Annotated in this window: 18 protein-coding genes; 3 read left to right on the top strand and 15 right to left on the bottom strand. The window is 63.5% G+C overall.

Going from position 1 to position 21,277, the window contains the following annotated elements; translation table 11 throughout:
* Positions 1–5: 5 nt before the first annotated feature.
* The 6 genes from cysW to C8C98_RS18235 form a co-directional block, all read right to left on the bottom strand.
* Positions 6–911 carry a sulfate ABC transporter permease subunit CysW gene (cysW, locus tag C8C98_RS18260; RefSeq protein WP_121455433.1) on the bottom strand — a complete coding sequence of 302 codons (906 nt, stop codon included), beginning with the start codon at positions 909–911 and terminating at the stop codon, positions 6–8.
* Complete coding sequence (gene cysT / locus C8C98_RS18255) at positions 908–1,777, bottom strand: sulfate ABC transporter permease subunit CysT (RefSeq protein WP_099655356.1); 870 nt, start codon at positions 1,775–1,777, stop codon at positions 908–910. The genes cysW and cysT overlap by 4 nt, the downstream gene beginning before the upstream one ends.
* Positions 1,778–1,810: 33 nt before the next feature.
* Positions 1,811–2,815 carry a sulfate ABC transporter substrate-binding protein gene (locus C8C98_RS18250; protein ID WP_121455432.1) on the bottom strand — a complete coding sequence of 335 codons (1,005 nt, stop codon included), beginning with the start codon at positions 2,813–2,815 and terminating at the stop codon, positions 1,811–1,813.
* A 246-nt stretch (positions 2,816–3,061) separates the two neighbouring features.
* Positions 3,062–3,658, bottom strand: coding sequence for an alpha/beta hydrolase (locus C8C98_RS18245; RefSeq protein WP_121455431.1), 597 nt, complete (start codon positions 3,656–3,658; stop codon positions 3,062–3,064).
* A 69-nt stretch (positions 3,659–3,727) separates the two neighbouring features.
* Positions 3,728–4,369, bottom strand: a complete 642-nt coding sequence (locus C8C98_RS18240) for a peroxiredoxin (protein ID WP_121455430.1) — start codon at positions 4,367–4,369, stop codon at positions 3,728–3,730.
* Positions 4,370–4,769: 400 nt separating this feature from the next.
* Positions 4,770–6,566 carry a methyl-accepting chemotaxis protein gene (locus C8C98_RS18235; RefSeq protein ID WP_121455429.1) on the bottom strand — a complete coding sequence of 599 codons (1,797 nt, stop codon included), beginning with the start codon at positions 6,564–6,566 and terminating at the stop codon, positions 4,770–4,772.
* On the opposite strand from C8C98_RS18235, the gene C8C98_RS21645 reads away from it, so the two are divergent.
* Entirely contained in the window at positions 6,565–6,834 is a 270-nt protein-coding gene (locus C8C98_RS21645) for a hypothetical protein (RefSeq protein ID WP_147436407.1), read from the top strand. The genes C8C98_RS18235 and C8C98_RS21645 overlap by 2 nt on opposite strands.
* A 130-nt stretch (positions 6,835–6,964) precedes the next feature.
* Complete coding sequence (locus C8C98_RS18230; RefSeq protein ID WP_121455428.1) at positions 6,965–8,194, top strand: nucleoside recognition domain-containing protein; 1,230 nt, start codon at positions 6,965–6,967, stop codon at positions 8,192–8,194.
* A 101-nt stretch (positions 8,195–8,295) separates the two neighbouring features.
* Here C8C98_RS18230 and C8C98_RS18225 read toward each other — a convergent pair whose 3' ends face one another.
* From C8C98_RS18225 to sbcB, 7 genes are all read right to left on the bottom strand, one after another.
* Positions 8,296–9,291 carry a ZIP family metal transporter gene (locus tag C8C98_RS18225; protein ID WP_199726612.1) on the bottom strand — a complete coding sequence of 332 codons (996 nt, stop codon included), beginning with the start codon at positions 9,289–9,291 and terminating at the stop codon, positions 8,296–8,298.
* A gap of 69 nt (positions 9,292–9,360) precedes the next feature.
* A complete protein-coding gene (locus tag C8C98_RS18220) occupies positions 9,361–9,984 on the bottom strand; it encodes a superoxide dismutase (protein ID WP_121455427.1) in 624 nt (207 codons plus the stop codon).
* 135 nt (positions 9,985–10,119) lie between these two features.
* Complete coding sequence (locus C8C98_RS18215; protein ID WP_121455426.1) at positions 10,120–10,614, bottom strand: hypothetical protein; 495 nt, start codon at positions 10,612–10,614, stop codon at positions 10,120–10,122.
* A gap of 487 nt (positions 10,615–11,101) precedes the next feature.
* The gene (locus tag C8C98_RS18210) at positions 11,102–11,554 is read right to left on the bottom strand and encodes a hypothetical protein (protein WP_121455425.1); all 453 of its coding nucleotides are present in this window, start codon (positions 11,552–11,554) and stop codon (positions 11,102–11,104) included.
* Between the two features lie 272 nt (positions 11,555–11,826).
* Entirely contained in the window at positions 11,827–13,140 is a 1,314-nt protein-coding gene (locus tag C8C98_RS18205; protein ID WP_121455424.1) for a protein kinase, read from the bottom strand.
* Positions 13,141–13,179: 39 nt separating this feature from the next.
* Positions 13,180–14,424, bottom strand: coding sequence for a cystathionine gamma-synthase family protein (locus C8C98_RS18200; RefSeq protein ID WP_121455423.1), 1,245 nt, complete (start codon positions 14,422–14,424; stop codon positions 13,180–13,182).
* A gap of 313 nt (positions 14,425–14,737) precedes the next feature.
* Positions 14,738–16,183: an exodeoxyribonuclease I gene (gene sbcB, locus C8C98_RS18195; RefSeq protein ID WP_121455422.1), complete on the bottom strand. Its 1,446-nt coding sequence runs from the start codon at positions 16,181–16,183 to the stop codon at positions 14,738–14,740.
* Positions 16,184–16,470: 287 nt separating this feature from the next.
* Here sbcB and C8C98_RS18190 point away from each other — a divergent pair, with 287 nt between their 5' ends.
* Positions 16,471–17,874 carry a lytic murein transglycosylase gene (locus tag C8C98_RS18190; protein ID WP_121455421.1) on the top strand — a complete coding sequence of 468 codons (1,404 nt, stop codon included), beginning with the start codon at positions 16,471–16,473 and terminating at the stop codon, positions 17,872–17,874.
* A gap of 77 nt (positions 17,875–17,951) precedes the next feature.
* Here the strand turns inward: C8C98_RS18190 and C8C98_RS18185 are convergent, their stop codons facing one another.
* Together C8C98_RS18185 and C8C98_RS18180 are read right to left on the bottom strand one after the other, a co-directional pair.
* Entirely contained in the window at positions 17,952–19,298 is a 1,347-nt protein-coding gene (locus C8C98_RS18185; RefSeq protein WP_121455420.1) for a sigma-54 dependent transcriptional regulator, read from the bottom strand.
* Positions 19,295–21,211: an ATP-binding protein gene (locus tag C8C98_RS18180; protein ID WP_121455419.1), complete on the bottom strand. Its 1,917-nt coding sequence runs from the start codon at positions 21,209–21,211 to the stop codon at positions 19,295–19,297. The genes C8C98_RS18185 and C8C98_RS18180 overlap by 4 nt, the downstream gene beginning before the upstream one ends.
* Between the last annotated feature and the right edge of the window lie 66 nt (positions 21,212–21,277).

Raw genomic sequence — 21,277 nt, 5'->3', positions numbered from 1 at the left:
GCAGTTCAACGGGCAGCGGCGTCGGCAGGACGCTCGGGCGGCAGGTCGGTCGCCGCCTTCATTGCCTGTTCGTTGCGGTGTTCGGCAACGGTCTTGATAACGAGGGTAACCAGGGCCAGCAAGGCCAGCAGCGAGGCTGCGGCAAACGCGGCCACCGACTGGTATTCGTTGTAGAGAATCTCAACGTGCAGCGGGATGGTGTTGGTCTGGCCGCGAATGTGGCCGGACACCACCGACACCGCGCCAAACTCACCCATGGCGCGGGCGTTGCACAAGATCACGCCGTACAGCAGCCCCCACTTGATGTTGGGCAGCGTCACGTACCAAAAGGTCTGCCAGCCGGTGGCGCCCAGCACGATGGCGGCCTGCTCCTCGTCGTTGCCCTGGGCCTGCATCAGCGGGATCAGCTCGCGGGCGATGAACGGGAAGGTGACAAACACGGTGGCCAGCACAATGCCCGGCACGGCAAAGATGATCTTGATGTCGTGCGCCTGCAGCCACGGGCCAAACCAGCCCTGGGCGCCAAACATCAGCACATAAACCAAGCCCGCCACCACGGGCGACACCGAAAACGGCAAATCCACCAACGTGGTCAAAAACGCCTTGCCCCTGAACTCGTACTTGGCAATGCACCAAGCGGCTGCCACGCCAAACACCAGGTTCAGCGGCACGGCAATCAGGGCGGTGATCAACGTGAGCTTGATGGCCGACCAGGCGTCGGGCTCGCGCAGACCCTCCAGGTAAGCACCAAAGCCCTTGCGCAACGCCTCTGCAAACACGGCGGCCAGCGGCAGCACCAGGAACAGCAGCATGAAGGCCAGTGCAATGGCGATGAGGGTGTAGCGCACCCAGGGCGCTTCGGTCGTGCCCGCTTGGGCGCGGCGAACAGTTCGGGCGTTATTGCCGCTCATGCTGGTGCCCCCGTGTGACGACGCTGCCAGGCCTGCAGCGCGTTGATGACCAAAAGCAAGATGAATGAAATCACCAGCATAACGACGGCCACTGCGGTGGCACCTGCATAGTCGTACTGCTCCAGCTTGCCAATGATGATCAAAGGCGTGATTTCAGAAACCATGGGCATGTTGCCTGCGATGAAGATGACCGAGCCATACTCGCCCACCGCCCGCGCAAACGCCATGGCAAAACCGGTGAGCAATGCGGGGGTGATGGAGGGCAGGATCACCTTGGTAAAGGTTTGAAGGCGCGTGGCACCCAGGCAGGTGGCGGCTTCTTCCAGCTCTTTCTCGGCGTCTTCCAGCACAGGCTGCACGGTGCGCACCACAAACGGCAGGCCAATGAAGATGAGCGCAATCACAATGCCCGCAGGCTTGAACGCCAACTGGATGCCCATGGGCTCCAAAATGCTGCCCACCCAGCCATTGCCCGCCAGCAAAGCCGTGAGCGAGATACCCGCCACGGCAGTGGGCAACGCAAAGGGCAAGTCCACCAGCGCGTCTACGATCTTCTTGCCAGGAAACTTGTAGCGCACCAGCACCCAGGCGATCAGCAGACCAAACACCAGGTTGACCAGCGCCGCCAGGAACGAGGCGCCGAAGGTCAGCCGGTACGAAGCCATCACACGCGGCGCACTGATGGCCGCCCAGAACTGCTCCCAGGTGAGCGTGAAGGTCTTGAAGATCAGTGCCGACAGCGGGATCAGCACGATGATGCTCAGATAAAACAGGGTGTAGCCCAGCGACAGCCCAAAGCCGGGCAGCACGCGTTTGGGCGCACGCCGGCCGGCCGGGGCTGCGGCCACAGCATTCGCAGTGGTCATAAGTGAGGTATGGAAACGAGGAACGCGCTGGGCTTACTTGGCACCGGGCGTGTAGAGCTTGTCGAACTGGCCGCCGTCATTGAAGTGCACTTTTTGTGCTTCTGTCAGCGAGCCAAAGTACTTGGCGACGGTGAACAGTTTCAAGGGCTTGAAAGTGGCAGCGTATTTTTTGAGCACTGTTTCCGAGCGGGGGCGGATGGCGTGCTTAGCGGCAATCTCCTGGGCTTCTTCAGAGTACAGGTAATCCAGATACGCCTTGGCCAATGCGCCCGTGCCCTTCTTTGCCACGGTGCGCTCCACCACCGCCACGGGGTTCTCGGCCACCACGCTCACCGAGGGGTACACCGCGTCGACCTTGCCGGAGCCAAACTCGCGGTCGATCGACACCACTTCGGACTCGAACGTGATCAGCACGTCACCCTGGTTGCGCTGCAGGAAGGTGGCCGTGGCATCGCGCCCGCCCTTGGCCAGGATGGGCACGTTCTTGTAGAGCTTGCCCACAAATTCTGCGGCTTGTGCCTCGGTGCCACCCTTTTCACGGATAGCGCCCCAGGCGGCCAAATAGGCATAGCGGCCATTGCCGCCCGTTTTGGGGTTCACCACGATCACCTGCACGCCGGGTTTGATGAGGTCTTCCCAGTCCTTGATGTTCTTAGGATTGCCATTGCGCACCAAAAACAGCATGGTCGATGTGGTGGGCGATGCATCGTGCGGGAATTTCTTGGTCCAGTCCTTGGCAACCACACCGCTGTCGGCCAGAAACTGCACGTCGGTGGTGGTGTTCATGGTGACCACGTCGGCGGCCAAGCCATCGTTCACAGCACGCGCCTGGGCGCTGGAGCCTGCGTGCGACTGGTCCACCTTCACATCTTGCCCCGTGGTCTTCTTATAGTGGGCGACGAAGGCGGCGTTGTAATCCTTGTAGAACTCGCGGGCCACGTCGTACGACACATTGAGCAGCGCGTTCTGGGCGCCAGCCACGCCACTGACAGTCAGGGCCAAAGAAGCCAAAAGGGTCTTGAGTTTCAAAGAAGTCATGTCGCGTCGCTCAATAAGCTGAAGGTGTTGCATTGTGTACAACGCCTTTTAAAACTCAAAAGAATATATTCTTTTAAATTAATCGAAATGTGGAATATAGAAAGGCGTAGCGCTTGCGCACTGCGGCAGGCCTGCCACCCGTGGCGCGCACAACGCCACCGGCGGCTCGCCCCTCCCCGGTTTAAGTAAAAAAGGCCGCCAGCGCAATCAAATCATGCGCTGGCAGCTATTTATTTCATAGCAAACTCATAGCACATTGGCAGCCACAGACTGTGGTGACTCCGCTGGCGATGCAGGCCACTCGGCCCCGCCTGCCCCGTCATCTGTCAACGATTGCAGTAACGCCCGGCCCAAAGGCCATTCGCCGTGTCCGGACTCCACATTGATGTGACCGGCGTTTTGCATGCGCACAAACTCGCTGCCCCACGCACGCGCATAGGCACCGGCCAGGCGAATCGGGCAGAACGGGTCATTGCTGCTGGCGACCAGAATGCTGCGGTACGGCAGCGCCGCATAAGGCACAGGGGCAAAGTCGCTCAGGATGGCGCGGCGCTCGGGGTCTGCCGGGGCCACCAGCAGCGCACCGCGCACCCGCGCCGCTGCCTCGGGCCCCATGTGGGTGGTGGCAATGCAGCCCAGGCTGTGCGCCACGATCACCACCGGCTGCTGTTGCGCCAGCACGGTTTTCTCTAACTGCGACACCCAGGCTGCGCGGGTGGGCGTGATCCAGTCGTCTTGCACCACACGGCGCGCCTCGGGCAGGCGATCTGCCCACAAGGTTTGCCAATGTCCGGGGCCGGAGTCGCGCCAGCCGGGCACGATGATGATGGGTGTGGAGGTCACAGCGTGAACTACCCCGGCCACCTGCAGCCGCCTTCAAAGGCGGGCCGCAGAGGCGACGGAGCCCTTTATTTACTTGTTGGGCTGAGGGGTGATGCGCAGGTAGGGGCGCACGGCTTTGAAGCCCTTGGGAAAACGCTGCGCGATCTCGGCCGGGTCTTGCAGACTCGGCACGATGATCACATCGTCGCCGTCCTTCCAATTGGCGGGCGTGGCCACCTTGTGGCTGTCGGTGAGCTGCAGCGAGTCGATCACGCGCAGGATTTCGTCAAAGTTGCGCCCCGTGCTGGCCGGGTAAGTGAAGGTGGCGCGGATGCGTTTTTGCGGGTCGATGATGAACACGCTGCGCACCGTGACAGTGGTCGAAGCGTTGGGGTGGATCATGTCGTACAGGTCCGCCACCTTGCGGTCCGCATCGGCCAGGATCGGGAAGTTCACCGTGGTGTTCTGCGTGTCGTTGATGTCGTGCACCCACTTTTGGTGCGAATCCACGGGGTCCACACTCACCGCAATGGGCTTGACGCCCCGCTTGGCAAACTCGCTGGCCAGGGCCGCCGTTTTGCCCAGTTCGGTGGTGCACACCGGCGTGAAATCTGCAGGGTGCGAGAAAAGCACCACCCACGAGTTGCCAGCCCATTCATGGAAACGGATCGGTCCAGCGGTGGATTCTTGTGTGAAGTCAGGGGCGGTGTCGCCCAGGCGCAGCGTGGTCATGCAAAGCTCCTTGGTGGATGGAGCCTGATTTTGGGTTTGCGCCTTTAAAACCCAAACGAATATATTGCTTTTACTTAATCACCAAATGATCTGTTGATTTAGGCAAGAGGGTACGTATTGGTAAACAACCAGCCTCTCCGATTTGCCATTTTTATCATTTTAAAAACCATCGCTGAAGTTGACTTTCTTGATAAAGATCAAGACTGTTTGTGCCCCAAATTCACCATGGCACCAACACCTTCTGCGTGCTAAAGCGCCCCTCTTGGCCCATTCACTGCGCGTACGGACGCTATCGAAACACGACAGGGAGACGAAAGCAAAAAAGCACGCTCTGAGGCGTGCTTCGGTAGGTGCAGGTGTGAGGACGAGAGGAGTTGCCCCCTCCCCGCTCAAGCCCGGCTCAGAAGCTCTCCCACTCATCGTCATTGCCCCCGGCCTTCGCTGCTTTAGGTGCTGGCGTTGCCTTGGGTGCAGGCGCCGTCGCTTGAGGCGCTGCCAAGCTCGCTGCTGGCTTGCTTTGGGCTGGCGCTTTTGCCGTTGTCGCCTTGGGTTTGCTCAGCGCAGGCCGGGCGCTGGGGCTTTTGCCCAAGGTGCTGGCGCTGCTGGCGCGGGGGCTGTAGCTGGCGCCAGGGGCACTGGGGGCGCTGTAGCTGGCATCGTGCGCCAGCTTGAACACCGCCACGGCGTTCACCAATTCGCCCGCTTGGCTGTTCAAGCTGCTGGCCGCTGCCGCCATTTCTTCCACCAAGGCTGCGTTTTGCTGGGTCGCCTGGTCCATTTGCGTGACGGCTTCGCCCACTTGGCCTACGCCTGCGCTTTGCTCGCTGCTGGCCGCGCTGATTTCTCCCATGATGTCTGTCACGCGCCGGATGGCGGTGACGACTTCGGTCATGGTGCTGCCCGCTTTGTCTACCAGCAGGGTGCCTTGCTCTACCCGCTCTACGCTGGCCATGATGAGGCTTTTGATTTCTTTGGCCGCTTCTGCGCTGCGTCCTGCCAGGTTGCGTACTTCAGAGGCCACCACGGCAAAGCCTCGGCCTTGTTCGCCTGCTCGCGCGGCTTCCACCGCGGCGTTCAGCGCCAGGATGTTGGTCTGGAACGCAATGCCGTCGATCACGCTGATGATGTCTGCAATCTTGTTGCTGCTGGCGTTGATGCCTTTCATGGTCTCCACCACTTCGGCCACGACTTCTCCGCCTTGCGTAGCCACCGTGGAGGCGCTCATGGCCAGTTGGTTGGCCGTGCGGGCGTTGTCTGCGTTTTGGCGCACGGTAGAGCCGAGCTCTTCCATGGACGCTGCGGTTTCTTCCAAGGCCGAGGCTTGCTGTTCGGTGCGCGCGCTCAGGTCGTTGTTGCCGGAGGCGATCTCGGCGCTGGCCGAGGCCACGCTTTCAGAGTTCTGGCGCACGACACTCACGGTGCGCACCAGGCTTTGCTGCATGCGTTGCAGGGCACCGAGCAGCTGGCCGGTTTCGTCGGTGGAGGTGATTTCGATGTGGGCGCTGAGGTCGCCTGCGGCCACTTGGTCGGCCACTTCTACGGCGCGTGACAGGGGGGCTGTGATGGAGCGGATGAGCCACAGAGCGGCGGCAATGGCCAAGGCGATGGCCAGCGCGGCCACGATCAGCAGGGTGTTGCGGGCTGTGTTGTAGGTGTGTTCGGAGTCTTTTTTGGCTGCGGCTGCACCGTCTGCGTTCAACTTGACAAGTTTGTCCAAGATATCGCCGCTTTTAAGAAAGAGCTTGGCGGACTCCCCCTCCACGATCGCCCGAGCTTGGTCGTTCTCATTCTTGCGCGAGTGGGCCAGAGCCGTGTCATTCACGGAGATGTACTTGGTCCAGTTCTCTGCAAACTCTTCATAGAGCTTTTTTTCTTCAGCGCTGCTGATGAAGGTTTCATACGTTTTTCGCAGTTGGGCCATTTTTGCGCGGCCCGCCAGCAGTTGCTGGTCGATCTTGGCCATGGCTGCCTCGTCGGTGTTCATGATGTGGGTGAGCACGATCAAACGTAACGCCGAGGCTTGTGCGTCAATGCTGTTGACCACCTCCACGCTGGGCAACCAGTTGTCGCTGATCTCGACAGTGGCCGCACGCATGGCCGACAGCTGGGCCATCGCTGCAACGGCCAAGCCCACCAGCATCAACACCAGCAAGGCAAACGCGCCAGACAGGCGGGTGGAAATCTTCAAGTTGTTCATGGAACCCTCTTTTAGACGACTGGAAACCTTGCGCTCATCATCCTGTGCAAGCTTCGGCACATGCATCACAAGCCACAAAACCAAGCTGCTGGCGAAGACCGCGATGCTCCTTGGCTACACGGCACTCAAGCTTGCAACGCTGCCGGAAAATCTCATTTTTGCGATTACGCCTGAATTTTTTGGCAGAAGCAACAACGCCAATTCATCAAAAATCAGCATAAATAATAAAAACAAACAGATTTTGATTTCAGTCAAATCCGGGCGCTGATCCATGTTGCCTGCCACCCACGCACAGCTGCAGCCAGCCCAGGCTTGGAACCTCTCTTAAACTGCTTCGCATATCGCTGCGCCCGACCTTTCCCTGCAGCCTCCAAATCCAATCCCCGCGATCACTTCACATGCTCAACACCCTCTGGCTGGGCTTTTTTCTTACGGCAGCCATTGCCGCCCTGGCCCAGTGGCTTCTCGGCGGCCAGGCCCAGGTGTTTGCGGCCATGGTCGAGTCGCTGTTTGCCATGGCCAAGCTCTCGGTCGAGGTGATGGTGCTGCTGTTTGGCACGCTCACGCTGTGGCTGGGCTTTTTGCGCATCGCAGAAAAGGCCGGCATTGTGGATGTGCTGGCGCGCTGGCTGGCACCCCTGTTTGCCCGCCTGATGCCCGAGGTGCCGCGCGGCCACCCTGCCCTGGGCTTGATGACTTTGAACTTTGCCGCCAACGCGCTGGGGCTGGACAACGCCGCCACGCCCATGGGGCTCAAAGCCATGCGTGCGCTGCAAGAGTTGAACCCCGAGCCCGCCACTGCCACCAACGCGCAAATTCTGTTCCTGGTGCTCAACGCCTCATCGCTCACGCTGCTGCCTGTCACCATCTTCATGTACCGCATGCAGCAAGGGGCGCACGACCCTACGCTGGTGTTTTTGCCCATCTTGCTGGCCACATCTGCATCCACCCTGGCCGGGCTGCTGGCCGTGGCCGTGGTGCAACGGCTGCCGCTGTGGCACCCGGTGGTGCTGGCGTATTTGCTGCCAGTAGCGCTGGTGTTGGGCGGCTTCATGGCATTGCTGAGCAGCCTGAGTGCTGCAGCCCTGGCGCAGCTGTCGTCGCTGCTGGGCAACCTCACGCTGTTTGGGCTGGTGGTGGCATTTGTGGCGATTGGCGCCTGGCGCAAGGTGCCGGTGTACGAAGCCTTTGTAGAGGGCGCCCGCGAGGGCTTTGATGTGGCCAAGGGGCTGCTGCCCTACTTGGTGGCCATGCTGTGCGCGGTGGGCGTGCTGCGCGCATCGGGCGCGCTGGGGTATGCGCTGGAGGGGATTCGCTGGTGCGTGAACACCCTGGGGGTGGATGCACGGTTTGTGGACGCGCTGCCGACTGCGCTGGTCAAGCCGTTTTCAGGCAGTGCGGCGCGGGCGATGTTGATCGAGACCATGCAAACGCAAGGCGTAGACAGCTTTGCCGCGCTGGCTGCGGCCACCATCCAGGGCAGCACCGAAACCACCTTTTACGTGCTGGCGGTGTACTTTGGGGCCGTGGGCATTCAACGTGCCCGGCACGCCGTGGCCTGCGCGCTGCTGGCCGAGCTGGCCGGGGTGGTGGCGGCCATTGTGGTGTGCTACCAGTTCTTTGGTTGAGGGCTTGTCACGGTTCAAGCCAAATCGGCCTGCAGCGCCTACCAATCAAGCGCAAGCAGCTATCAAATAAATAGCACCCATCGCCACACTGATGCGAGACATCAACCCAGCGCGGTGTCCAGCAGCATCATCAGCACAAAGCCCCACATCAGCCCGCCAGTGGCCCAGGCCTCGTGCCCTTTGCGGTGGGATTCGGGAATGATCTCGTGGCTGATGACGAACAACATGGCCCCCGCAGCAAAGCCCAGCCCCCAGGGCAGCAGGCTGGCTGCATGGCTGATGACCACCGCCCCCAGCACGGCGCCCAGCGGCTCGACCAACCCCGAGGCCATGCCCAGCCCCACCGCCACCGTGCGGCGGTAGCCCGCAGCCAGCAACGCCACCGCCACCACCAGCCCCTCAGGCACATCCTGGATCGCAATGCCTGTGGTCAAAGCCCCGGCGCGTAAGGCATCGCCGCCAGCGTAGGCCACGCCAATGGCCAACCCCTCGGGCAAGTTGTGCAGCGCAATCGCAAACACAAACAGCCAGGTGCGCCGCAGCGTGCGCGAGGCCTGGCCCTCGACTCCTTTGATGAAATGCTCGTGCGGCAGCCACCGCTCCAGGCACAGCAGTGCCGCAGCCCCCAGCAAAATGGCAGCGCCGATGGTGCCCCCAGCGGCCCAGCCCCCGGCCCCAGCCGCGCGGGCGGCTTGCAGGCCCGGCAAGATCAGCGAGAACGAGCAGGCCGCCAGCATCACGCCCGCGCCAAAGCCAAACAAGGTGTCTTGCACCCGGGCTGACAGCTGCTGCGAGAACCACACCGGCACGGCCCCCAGCGCGGTGGCAAGGGCCGCCAGCAGCCCGCCCAGCAAGGCATCGCGCACCAGCGGCTGCGTAGCCACCATGCGCCAGCCATGCAAAGCCAGCACTACGGCCCCCAGCAACACGATGGCCAAGCCCAGGCGCTGGCGCCAGTGCCCCTGCCAGCGCAGGTAGGCGGGCTGCACGGTGCCGTCATCGCCCTCCTCGGCCGCCCCCGCCCCAACTAAGGCTGGGGCGGGGCTTGCAGCCACAGGGACATGGGATGGCGCTTGGGAAACATGCGGTGTAGACATGGCGGTGGCCTTGCAAAAGGGCAGAAGACGGACGCGACAACAAGGTCAAGTCAAGGGCGCTGCGCCACCTCAGGCCCGAGCCTGCGCATAGCGGCGGGCCACCTCGGGCCAGTCGATGACGTTGTAGAAAGCGGCGATGTAGTCGGCGCGTCGGTTTTGGTAGTGCAGGTAATAGGCGTGCTCCCACACGTCCAGCCCCAGGATGGGGGTGTTGCCCGACATCAGGCCCGACATGAGCGGGCTGTCCTGGTTGCCCGTGCTCTCTACCACCAGCGTGCCCTGCGGCGACACGCTGAGCCAGGCCCAGCCACTGCCAAAACGGCTGATGGCGGCCTTGGTGAACGCGTCTTTGAACGCACCAAACCCACCCAGCTCTGCGTCGATGGCACGGGCCAATTCGCCCTGCGGCGAGCCACCACCGGTGGGTGACATCACGCGCCAGAACAGGCTGTGGTTGGCGTGCCCCCCGCCGTTGTTGCGCACGGCGGGCTGCAGCGCCTCGGGCAGCAGCACCAGGCGCGACACCAGCTCGTCGATCGGCAAGTCGGCATGCGGTGTGCCTTGCAACGCGGCATTCAGGTTGTTGATGTAGGTCTGGTGGTGGCGCGTGTGGTGGATCTCCATGGTACGGGCATCCACGTGCGGCTCCAGCGCGTCGTAGGCGTAGGGCAATGGGGGCAAGGTGTATGGCAAGGGAACATCCTCCGGTTAAAAAAGGGTTGGGTGAGGCGGTGCAGCCAGGTGCGAGTGGGAGAGAGCACGCCCCTGCATGAACAAACGGGAACAAGCGGGAAAGATGCGAGCGCATGCAGCACGCGCCCCAATCGATCAATTAGGCCGCATGGACGGCCAGGGCACATCGGCCTGTAACAGCCGGGTCACTTCTGCATCGGGTGGAGCCCCATAGGCCGCTGCATGGCGCAGCAGCGCCGCCAGGGTTTCGCGCGCATGGCGAAGGGCCGCCTGGCGCAAGGCCGGGGCGCAGGCGGGGTCCCCCATCCAGCGCAGCAAGGTGGCATGCGCCGCACACAGCAAGCGCCTTGATTCAGCCGGGTCGCCCGCCTCTTGCGCCAGCTCTGCCAGGTTAAGGTGCGACACCACCCACGCCGCCGCGCAATCGTCTTCACGCCCCACACGCGGCTCCAGCGCCATCTCGGTCGCCAGCGCCAGGGCTTGGCGCTGATACGCCAGCGCCATGCGCGGCTGCTGCAGATGCATGGCAGAAGCCGCGCGGCGCATCAGCCGCTCCCAGTCATCCAGGGGCGAATGTGCAGGCACTTCTGCCCGATGAAAGAGAGGGCTGACCGACGCGCTGAGGTTCATGAAGCAACTCCTGAAAAGGCCCCGCATGCGTTGGCCGCCGAGGTGCGGTCATGGGGGTAGAACCTTTTGCGTTGGCAGGAGTGCTGCGTAGTCAGGCACATGAATGATAAACATTCTCATTTGAGATGTCTATCTTTGGGCTCATACGCTTAAGGGTGGGTTCAAAGCACACCCGAAGATGGGTGCAAGATGAAGGGAGTTGAGAAAACACCATCACAGTGGGTGCAATAAATCGGGACTTTCCGGACTGAAGGGCTATAAGGAAATGGCCCATTGCAAAGGCGTTTCAATCTTTGCAATCTGACTGAACCACTGGCCTTCAATGCCAGCTCCAGTTGCCCGCAGCAACAAGTCAACCCGAGGAGTTATTCGGCGCTGCTTCTGTGAGGCAGAATTCGGCCACGAGCGGCCGTTGGTACGTGTGGAAGCAGACGCTCAACGCTTGATGGCAGGTACCCGCCGCAGGTAGGTCTTCTAGGCGTAGAGGCTAGCCCTCAGTTTGTAGAACAGCCTCAACAATCGCCCCCTTCGCAAGTGCCTCAATTGAGTGGGCGAAGGTACGTAGCTGCTCGTAGTTGGTGTTCAGCTCTACTGCGACCATAGACTGCGCTTCGGGCCGATCTTGACCCTCGTGCACTGGGGTCGCCAGGGTGACTCGACAGCCAACCTTCCCTATCGATCCGATGGGATAGAACCTGAGGCCAAGATGAAGCTGCTCGATGACTGCTCCTGACTTAGCCCAGTAGCCTCCCTCCAGCGAAAGTGGCGTGTCGGACGGCAAGGGATACGCAGAGGCAAGAGTCTCCCCAAATTCAAGGAGTGCTTGAGCATCGAACCATGCAGAGCCAGTTCCTGAGAATTTCCCTGATGTAACCTCGGCGAACAGCTCACCCGTTCCGTCGGAGTCAAACTCGAACCACAGACGCAGAGTACTTGGCATGGTGATGGTGCTTCACTTAATCCTGTGACATGAACTGGAGGCTGCGAGATACCAATCCGTTTGAAACAATGACCGCTTTTGAAGGGGTGTCCACCGTCGGCTAGGGGCCCAAAGCGGCTGTACGATTTTCACCAAAGCAGTCATTCAACACCATGCCTTAATGAACGCGAGAACCCAGCCCGCCGACCACAAGCCCTGACTGTCGCCCCATCCGCTTTTGCAATCAGTGCTTGTACAAGGCCCAACAGCCCCAACTGGCAGCGCAACACCTCTCACTCCTCCGGCGAACTCAATTCCCAAGACCCCAACTGCTTACTGGTAGCCGCAAGCCGCGACACCAGCACCTTGATAAAAGCCTTGTCAAAACGGGACTGCAGATCGGCAGACGCCTCGCGCAGGGAGGGGTTGCGCACTTTGAGTACCAGCACGTCGGTTTCCGCAGTAGCGGTGGCGCTGCGGATCTTGTGCTCGGGTTGCAAATAGGTCATCTCGCCCAGCGTGACACCCGGGCCCAGCGTGCTCAGTTGCCAGCCCTCTCGGGTGATGCTGACGCGCCCTTCCACCAGCACGTAGAACGAGTCGCCAGGCTGGCCTTCAAACAGGATGACCTTGCCCTTGGGGGCCCAGCGCCAGCGGCCCAGGCGCATCAGCTCCCACAGCGCCACGTCGTGGAAGTCGGCAAAAAACGGCAAGGCCCGCAGCAGGGCAAAGCGCTGCGCTTCGGAGTCTTGCGTGCGCTGGGCGGGCAGCGCGTGCTGCACGGTGAGCAAGGCGTCGGCAAAGTCGGCCCAGGTGGCAAAGCGGTCTTGGGGGCGCTTGGCCAGGGCGCGCAGCAGCACGGCGTCCAGGTGTTCGGGCAAATCGGTGCGCAGCAGGCGCGGTGCGGTGGGCGCTTCGTGGGTGATGCGGTAGAGGGTGGCGAAGTCGGTGTCCGCATCGAACGGGCGGCGCCCGGTCAGCAGCTCGTACACCACCACTGCCAGCGAGAACATGTCGCTGTGGTGCGTCAGGTCCTGCTCTTGCACCTGTTCGGGCGACATGTACGAGGGCGAGCCCACCAACCCGGCCAGTTGCGTGGCATCACTGCGCACCGCCAGGGCGGCGCCAAAGTCGGTGAGCTTGACCTCGCCCTCTTTCGACAGCAGCACGTTGGCGGGCTTGATGTCGCGGTGCACCAGGCCTTCGCGCTGGGCATGCTCCAGCGCGTTGCAGCATTTGTAGGCAATGTCGAGCACCTGGGCCACGGGCAACAGGGTGTCGGGCGTGGTGAAAGCCGACAGGGGCTGGCCATCGACATATTCCAGCACCAGATAGGGCTGGGTGGCTTGCTCGTCGGCATCGAGCAGGCGCACGATGTTGGGGTGCCGCAGCCGGGCCGTGAGCATCACCTCGTTGCGCAGCAGCTTGCGGTAGCGATCGGCATCGTCGGGCTTGCGCAGCAGGTGGGCGTGCACCTCTTTGATGGCCACCTGGCGGCCCTTGAAACCGTCCACCGCCAAGTAAACCACCCCGGTGGCGCCCCGCCCCAGCTCGGCCTGCACTTGGTACTTGCCGATGTGAAAGGGTAAGTCGCAGGGGGTGTTCATGCGGTCAGCTTGCGGCAGGTGGCGGGGATAAAGAGGCTATCAGCCCGCGAGGGCCTGCTCAAAGTCGGCCAGCAGGTCTTGCGCGTCTTCCAGACCCACCGACAGGCGGATCATGCCGTCGCCAATGCCCATGTTGGCGCGCACCTCGGGGCCCGCCTCCCAAAAGATGGTGTGGGCCACCGGGATGATGAGCGTGCGCGTGTCGGCCAGCCCCGTGGCTTTGATGGGCAGGCGCAAGCGGTTGCACAGCGGCAGGCACCGGGCGGCGTCTTTCAACTCAAACGACAGCAGCCAGGAGCCGGATTTGAAGTGCTTGCGTGCCCGCTCGTACTGCGGGTGGGACGGCAGCAGGGGGTAATGCACCTTGGCCACGGCGGGGTGCTGCTCCAGCCACTGGGCCAGGGCCAGGGCGGTGGCGCTGGTGCGGTCCATGCGCAGTGCCAGGGTTTCTGCGCCCAGCGCGATCTGGTGGGCGCTGTGCGACGACAGCGTGCCGCCCATGTCGCGCAGGCCCTTTTTGCGAAGCTGCTGCAGGCCCCAGCCTTTGGCATCGCCCTTGCGGTAGGCCGCGAAGATGTTGGGGTAGGTAGACCAGTCGAACAAGCCCGTGTCGGTGATGGCGCCGCCCAGCGCATCGCCGTGGCCGCCGATGCTTTTGGTGAGCGAATTCATCACCAGCCCTGCACCCACCGTGGCGGGCTGAAAGAGGTAGGGCGAGGCCACGGTGTTGTCCACCACGTACAGCAGGCCCTTGCTGCGGCACAGTGCGCCGATGCCTTCGAGGTCAGGGATTTGCGTGCCGGGGTTGGCAATGGTCTCGACAAACACCATGCGGGTGTTGGGGCGCACCGCCGCTTGCACCTGGGCTGCGTCGGTGGCGTCCACCGTGGTCACCTCCACGCCCAAGTCGGCCAGGGTGCCAAACACGCTGTTGGTGTTGCCAAACACAAACTTGCTGGCCACCAGGTGGTCGCCCGCCTTGAGCAGCGTGAGAAACACCGCGCACAGCGCCGCCATGCCGGTAGAGAAGACGATGGTGCCCACGCCGCCTTCCATCTGGGTGATCTTGGTTTCCAGCGCAGCCGTGGTGGGCGTGCCCTGGCGGGCGTAGTTAAAGCCCCCCTTGGCCGTGCCCTGAAAGACCGCTATCAGGTCTTCGACCGTGTCATAGCCGTATTGCACCGACGAATGGATGGGCTGGTGCACCGCCCCTTTTTCTGCGCCGCCCCAGCGGTCGGCGTGAACGATTTGCGTGGTGAAGTTGGGTTTGTGCGGTGTCGTCATAAATCTCAAAGGCTATGTCTACGGGTCTACATGCAAGGCTGGGCGATGGACACTGGCGTGCGCCAAGGCCAGCGCACCCGTGGAGCTGGCTCTGCCAGGCCACCGGGTGCGTCCCCCTGAGGGGGAAGGCGCGCAGCGCCTCAGGGGGACAGGGATCCTTTGCACGAATCGCCGCGCCGTGTGCATCTGCGGTCTCGGGCGGTCTGCTTCGTTGCAAATACTCGCAATAGCGATGGCTATTGCTGCGCTTTGCGCCTAGCAGCCCATCCCGATCCACAGCGCACACTTACCGCTCGATTCGTGCCAAGGACCCCTACCGTTCCGGCGCGATGTGTTCGGCGTAATCGTACAGCGCACCCAGAATGTCCTGCGTACGGTCATCGTCGGCGGTCTCGGAGAGTTGGTCGATTTCCGTGAACAGTTGCTCCACAGTGCGCGCCCCGCCCTGCCCGTCAAACAGGCAGGCGGCGCGGTGGGCTTCCCAGCGCTCTTGTTCTTCGGGGGTGAGGGTTTGCGGAAAGTTGCGCGCCCGGTAGCGCCAGACCAGCTCGGTCAGGCGCGGGTCGTCAAAGCCCGTGCGGGCCGTGGCCAGCTTGGGGCCAGACATTTCGCGCAGCTCGTTCAGGTAGCGCCGGTCGTTGTTGCCGACAAAGCCGCCGTACAGGTCCTGGTCCACGTCGGGAGTGGTCTCGGCAGGCCGGGCAAACACGGCGGGCCAGATGCCGCTCATGTCGGGCAGGCTGCGCGCCACCTCGGCATGCTGCGCGGCCTGGGCCAGATCTATGCCCCAGCGCTGCGCCAGCGCAGGCGTGAGGGTGTTCACATTGCCCACCACCATGGGCGACTTGTTGAGGTGGATGGTTTTGATGGGCAGGCGCGTGACGCCCTCGGGCAAATCGGCCGCGCGGGTGAACATGCGCAGGCGCAGGTCGTCCACATTCAGCGTGGCCAGCTCGCGCGGGTCGTGGGCCAGGTCCCAGGCGATCAGCTCGTTCTTGTTGGTGGGGTGGCTGGCCAGTGGCCACATCACGCCCAGGCAGCCGCGCTCGGTGGGGAACATGCCCGACACATGCAGAAACGGCCGCGCCGTGATGGCGGTGGTGGGCAAGCGCAGCTCGGCGGCCACCCGGTCTTTTTTGTGCAGCGCCAGGGCAAAGTCAAACAGCTTGGCGTTGTGCTGGCGAATCAGGCGCGCCAGCGCAATGGTGGCGCGCACGTCCGACAGCGCATCGTGCGCGGCCTCGTGCGCCAGGCCGTTGGCTTTGGACAGGTGTTCCAGCTTGAAGCTGGGCGCGCCGTCTTCCTTCTTCGGCCAAGTGATGCCGTCTGGGCGCAGTGCGTAGGTCATGCGCACCACGTCCAGCAAGTCCCATCGCCCGCACTGGTTTTGCCACTCGCGCGCATAGGGGTCGATGAGGTTGCGCCAGAACATGAAACGCGTGATCTCGTCGTCAAACCGGATGGTGTTGTAGCCCACGCCAATGGTGCCAGGCTGGGCAAACTCGGCCTCGATGCGGTTCGCGAACTCGCGCTCTGGCAGGCCTTTTTCCAGGCACAGCTGGGGGGTGATGCCGGTGATGAGGCAGGACTGCGGGTCGGGCAGGTAGTCGTTGGCCGGCTGGCAGTAGATCATCAGCGGCTCGCCGATCTCGTTGAGATCGGCATCGGTGCGAATGGCGGCGAACTGCGCCGGGCGATCGCGCCGGGTGTTGGCACCAAAGGTTTCGTAGTCGTGCCAGAGAAAGGTGTGTGAGGCCATGGTGGTCGCAGTGAAACGGTCGCAAAAACAGTCGCAAGAACAATCGCAAGAAGGCTGCCGTGGGGATACATCCGAACCAGCCCGCAACCCGTGCGGGGGCTTGGCGAAAGCGCCAACTGTAACCCGATTTGAAGTCATTTTGGCACCCAGCGCTTATTGGATAAGCGCTGGCAGCTATAAAACATATAGCAAACAATCCGTATTGCACGCCAGACATGCACACACAGCGATACATCCCGAAGGCACAGCGCGGGGCCGCAGCCCAACACAACGCGGGACAATGCTGCATGCACCGCACACCCCCCACTTCCTTGACGTCCCAGGCCAATGGACGCTCCCACCCAGCGCGCCTGGGCTGGGCTGCACTGGCCTGCGCGCTGGCCTTCACTCAAGCACTGACGGGCTGCGCCAGCGGGCCAGGCAGCGCCCCAGCCCTTGCCACAAAGCCTGCCACGGCAGCAACCACCGCGACGCCCCCTGCGCCAGCCCCGACGCAAGCTGCAGCCCAGCCACCATCCCCTGCAGCCGCGCCCCTGAATGCCGCCGATGCCGAACACGCCCAGGGCTTCGCCCGCTGGCGCGATGCATTTGCGCCCCAGGCGCTGGCTGCGGGCATACGCCCCCAAACCGTGCGCGACGTGCTGGGCCAGGCCCAGTGGCAGCCCCGCGTGATTGAGCTGGACCGCTCCCAGCCCGAGTTCAACCGCACGCCTTGGGCGTACCTGGACAGCGCCGTGTCGCGCCAGCGCGTAGTGCAAGGGCAAGCACAAATGGCGGCGCACCGAGCACCGCTGGAAGCCGCAGCCCACCGCTACGGCGTGCCCGCCAGCGTCCTCACGGCCTTTTGGGGCATAGAGAGCAACTACGGCGGCAATTTCGGCAGCTTCCGCGCCGTGGATGCACTGGCCACCCTGGCTTACGAGGGCCGGCGCCAGGCATGGGCGCAGTCTGAATTGCTGGCCGCGCTGCGCATCATTGACCTGGGCGACATTGCGCCCGAGGCCATGGTGGGCTCTTGGGCTGGCGCCATGGGGCACACGCAGTTCATTCCCTCGGTGTTTCTGGCCCACGCGGTGGATGCGGATGGCGACGGGCGCCGCGACATCTGGGGCAGCATTCCGGACGTGCTGGCCTCCACCGCCAAATTTGTGGCAGCCGAAGGCTGGCAGCCACGCGAGACCTGGGGCACCGAAGTGCGCCTGCCATCGGGCTTTGACCATGCCCGGGCCGAGCTGACGGTGCGCCAAAGCACGGCCCAGTGGGCGGCAGAGGGTTTGCAAGCCGTGTCTGGCGGCCCACTGCCAGACCTGGCATCGGCCTCCGTACTGGAGCCTGCGGGCGCACGCGGCCCGGCGTTCTTGGTGGGGCAGAACTTTCGCACCATCCTGCGCTACAACAACTCCACCAGCTACGCACTGGCCGTAGCCTTGCTGGCCCAGCGGCTCGATGGTGGCCCGGGCGTGGTGGCCGACTGGCCGCGCGACCTGCAACCCCTGTCGCGCGAGCAAACGCGCCAACTGCAGACCGCACTGAACGCACGCGGCTTTGACACGGGCACGCCCGACGGGGTGCAAGGCCCCGCCACCCGCGCAGGGCTGCGCAAGTACCAGCAAAGCCAGGGCCTGGTGGCCGATGGCTATCCCACGCTGGAGGTGTTGCAGGGCCTGGTGAACGGCACGCCTGCCAAGTAAGGAGCAGCAGCGCCCTGCCCCGGTCTGATCTGAACGACTGAGTCTGGGTCAGAGCAAGGGCCAGGGCATCAGAGGCATCAGGTGCCGAGGCCGTATTTGCGAATCTTGTCGTGCAAGGTGGTCTTGGGCACCCGCAGCGCTTCGGCCGTGCGGGCCAGGCTGCCCCCCTGCTGGCGCAAGGCTTCGGCGATCAGGGTGCGCTCAAAGGCCTCCACCGTGGCCGCCAACGCCTGGGGCTGTGCTGCGACACCGGCATCGCCAGCCGCCCCGGCAAAAGGCGCGGCGCCTGCGGCAATGCCCAGCACCATGCGCTCGGCCACGTTGCGCAGCTCGCGCACATTGCCGGGCCAGTGGTAGCCCAGCAGCTGGTGCAACTGGCCAGCGGCCAGCTCAGGCACCGGGCGCTGGTGGCGGGCGGCAGCGCCCATCACAAAGTGCTCCAGCAGCAGCGGCACGTCTTCGCGGCGCTCACGCAGCGGGGGCAAGTCCACCGTGGCGACGCTCAGGCGGTAGTACAGGTCCTCGCGGAATTTGCCCTGGCGGCACAGCTCCAGCAAATCCACCTTGGTAGCAGCCACCACGCGGCAGTCGATGGGAATGAGCGCATTGGAGCCCAGGCGCTCCAGCACGCGCTCTTGCAGCACACGCAGCAGCTTGATCTGCATGGCGAGGGGCATGCTTTCGATTTCATCGAGAAACAGCGTGCCGCCGCTGGCATGCTCGATCTTGCCGATGCGGCGCTTGCCCGCCCCGGTAAATGCCCCGGCCTCGTTGCCAAACATTTCGCTGTCAAACAGCGTATCGGGCAGGCCGCCGCAGTTGATGGCCACAAAGTTGCCCTTGCTGCGTGGGCTGGCGTCGTGCAGGCAGCGGGCGGCCAGCTCTTTGCCCGTGCCGGTTTCGCCGTGTATGAGCACATCCACCGTGCTGGCGGCCAGGCCCGCCAGCACCTCGCGCAGGCGCTGCATGTTGGGTGCACGGCCCATCACCAGGCGCTCAATCGCATCGCGCTGCGCCAGCTGGCTGCGCAGCTGGCGCACTTCCAGCACCAGGCGGCGCTTGTCGAGCGCGCGGCGCACAGCGCCCACCAGTTGCTCGGGGGCAAAGGGCTTTTGGATGAAGTCGTGCGCGCCGTCTTTCATGGCCTGCACGGCCATGGAGACATCGCCATGGCCGGTGATGAGCACCACGGGCAGCTGGGGGTCCATGGCCATGAGCTCTTGCAAAAAGGCCATACCGTCCATCTTCGGCAAGCGGATATCGCTGACCACCACGCCTGGGTAATCACGCCCCAAGCGCATGCGGGCCAACTCGGCACTGGGGGCGCTTTCGGTGGCAATGCCTTCAAGCTGCAAGGCTTGTTCACAGCCCAGCACGATGTCGGGATCGTCCTCAACGATGAGGACCTTGAGGTCGGGGATCATGGGCGGTCTGGGGTGGTATCAGCGTCTGGGCGGGGGGCTGCGGGCAAGGCCAAGTGGAACGCAGCGCCGCCCTCGGGGTGGTTGGCCCCGCTGAGGGTGCCGCCCGATTCACGCACGATGCCCGCCGACAAAGCCAGCCCCAGGCCCAGTCCGTCACCCGAACCCTTGGTGGTGAAAAATGGCTCGAACAGATGGGCCAGGGCTTCTTCGGTGAGGCCCGGGCCCAGGTCGCGCACCTGCACATGCACCTGCTCGCCCCCCGTTGCGGCCAATTGCTCGCAGCGAATATCCACACGCAAAGTGGCACACCCTGCCATCGCATCCAATGCGTTGTTGATGAGGTTGACCAGCACTTGCTCCAGGCGGTTGCCATCGCACCAGGCCACAGGCTCTGGCTCGGCCACGTCCAGCAGCAACTGGGCGCTGGTCTGCTGGATGCGCGGCTCCAACACCGCCAGGGCGTTGGCCAGCGCAGCGCGCAGCGGCACGGGCCGTGGCTCGCCGGTCGATTTGCGGGCAAAGGCCCGCAGCTCGCCAGTGATGCGGCCCATGCGGTCGGCCAGTTGCGCAATGCGCTCCAGGTTGACGCGCACCGTGGGCAAATCGCCCCGCTCGAGAAACCGCACGCTGTTGCCCGACAAGGTACGCAGCGCCGTCAGCGGCTGGTTGAGCTCGTGCGCGACACCAGTGGAAAGCTGGCCAATCACCGCCAGTTTGCCCGCCTGCACCAGCTCGTTCTGCGCAGCGCGCAGCGTGCCTTCGGCACGGATGCGCTCTTGCACTTCAGACTGTAGACGCTCGTTGGTGCTGGACAAATCGGCAGTGCGCTGTTGCACCTTGCGCTCTAGCTCATCGTGTGCGGCTTGCAATGCCTCGCGGGCGGCCAGGCGGTCACGCAATCGGTCGCGCTCGTGCCGGCGGCGCTGGCTGAACATGAAGCCCAGCAGGGCGACAAAGGCGGCACCAATGGTGGCGATCAAGGCATCGCTTTGCGCCGCCTCGTCCGCCCGCGCCAGGTGCGAAAACACGGTGAGCGTCCAAGGCGTGCCAGGCAAGGCACGTGACTGGGTCAGGAAGCGGCCTGTGACCGGGTACACCGACGCCATTTCGGTGCCCTCACGCGCCACGCGCACCAGCCGCGCGCCCTGGTCCAAGTCGCTCAGCACCTTCATGCCCAAGGGGGTGAGTGCCTTGCGGTTGTATTGCAAGGTCTGGTCAAAAGCCTTGCGCGTGGCTTCGTCCAGGGGGCGCAGCGCGGTGAACTTCCAGTCGGGCACCGAGCCCAGAATCACCACGCCGTTTTCATCGGTCACGATGACCGGCGCCTCGACGGTGGACCAGGATTGCTCCAGCTGGTCCAGGCTGACTTTGGTGACGCCCACCCCCACGGTGCGGCTGCCATCCAGCAAAGCGGACGCAAGGTAGTACCCCGGCTCGCCCCGGGTGGTGCCAATGCCAAACAAGCGCCCCGTGCCGGTGCTCAGCGCGTCTTGAAAGTAGGGCCTGAACCGCAGGTCTTCACCCATGAAGCTATCGGGCCTGCGCCAATTGCTGGTGGCCACCACCTGGCCTTGCAGGTTGATCACATAGATGGAGAGCGTGCCTGCGCGCTCGTTGAGCTGCTCTAGGTAGGCATTGACGGTTTCAGCGCGACGGGGCACCGATGGGGCTGACGGAGCCGACAGGAGCTCTAACACGTCTTTCTGCAGCTCCAGCGTGCCGGGCAAAAACGCGTATTTGCTGATCTCGCGCTGCAGGCTGGCGGTGTACAGCTCCAGCCGGTGCAAACCCGTGGCCTGGATCTGCGCCTGCCCCATGCGCTGGGCCAGCAGGTAGGCCATGCCTCCGCACAGCAGCACACCGCACAAAAGCAGCAAAACAGAGAGACGGCGCAAGGATCTGGGCGATGGCATGGAGGGCGAAATAGTAGCAGTGCAAGCACTGCAGGCAGTGGTACGGCATTGGCGGCAAAGCCATGC

This window comes from Acidovorax sp. 106 (assembly GCF_003663825.1).
In the GTDB taxonomy this organism is placed as follows: domain Bacteria; phylum Pseudomonadota; class Gammaproteobacteria; order Burkholderiales; family Burkholderiaceae_C; genus Acidovorax.
This window is presented reverse-complemented; position numbering and strand designations above follow the sequence as displayed.

Excerpts from the sequence above, each read along its gene's own strand:
- cysW (WP_121455433.1), bottom strand. The coding sequence starts at position 911 with ATGAGCGGCAATAACGCCCGAACTGTTCGCCGCGCCCAAGCGGGCACG.
- cysT (WP_099655356.1), bottom strand. The coding sequence starts at position 1,777 with ATGACCACTGCGAATGCTGTGGCCGCAGCCCCGGCCGGCCGGCGTGCG.
- C8C98_RS18250 (WP_121455432.1), bottom strand. The coding sequence starts at position 2,815 with ATGACTTCTTTGAAACTCAAGACCCTTTTGGCTTCTTTGGCCCTGACT.
- C8C98_RS18240 (WP_121455430.1), bottom strand. The coding sequence starts at position 4,369 with ATGACCACGCTGCGCCTGGGCGACACCGCCCCTGACTTCACACAAGAA.
- C8C98_RS21645 (WP_147436407.1), top strand. The coding sequence starts at position 6,565 with ATGGAACCCTCTTTTAGACGACTGGAAACCTTGCGCTCATCATCCTGT.
- C8C98_RS18235 (WP_121455429.1), bottom strand. The coding sequence starts at position 6,566 with ATGAACAACTTGAAGATTTCCACCCGCCTGTCTGGCGCGTTTGCCTTG.
- C8C98_RS18230 (WP_121455428.1), top strand. The coding sequence starts at position 6,965 with ATGCTCAACACCCTCTGGCTGGGCTTTTTTCTTACGGCAGCCATTGCC.
- C8C98_RS18225 (WP_199726612.1), bottom strand. The coding sequence starts at position 9,291 with ATGTCTACACCGCATGTTTCCCAAGCGCCATCCCATGTCCCTGTGGCT.
- C8C98_RS18215 (WP_121455426.1), bottom strand. The coding sequence starts at position 10,614 with ATGAACCTCAGCGCGTCGGTCAGCCCTCTCTTTCATCGGGCAGAAGTG.
- C8C98_RS18210 (WP_121455425.1), bottom strand. The coding sequence starts at position 11,554 with ATGCCAAGTACTCTGCGTCTGTGGTTCGAGTTTGACTCCGACGGAACG.
- C8C98_RS18205 (WP_121455424.1), bottom strand. The coding sequence starts at position 13,140 with ATGAACACCCCCTGCGACTTACCCTTTCACATCGGCAAGTACCAAGTG.
- C8C98_RS18200 (WP_121455423.1), bottom strand. The coding sequence starts at position 14,424 with ATGACGACACCGCACAAACCCAACTTCACCACGCAAATCGTTCACGCC.
- sbcB (WP_121455422.1), bottom strand. The coding sequence starts at position 16,183 with ATGGCCTCACACACCTTTCTCTGGCACGACTACGAAACCTTTGGTGCC.
- C8C98_RS18190 (WP_121455421.1), top strand. The coding sequence starts at position 16,471 with ATGCACCGCACACCCCCCACTTCCTTGACGTCCCAGGCCAATGGACGC.
- C8C98_RS18185 (WP_121455420.1), bottom strand. The coding sequence starts at position 19,298 with ATGATCCCCGACCTCAAGGTCCTCATCGTTGAGGACGATCCCGACATC.
- C8C98_RS18180 (WP_121455419.1), bottom strand. The coding sequence starts at position 21,211 with ATGCCATCGCCCAGATCCTTGCGCCGTCTCTCTGTTTTGCTGCTTTTG.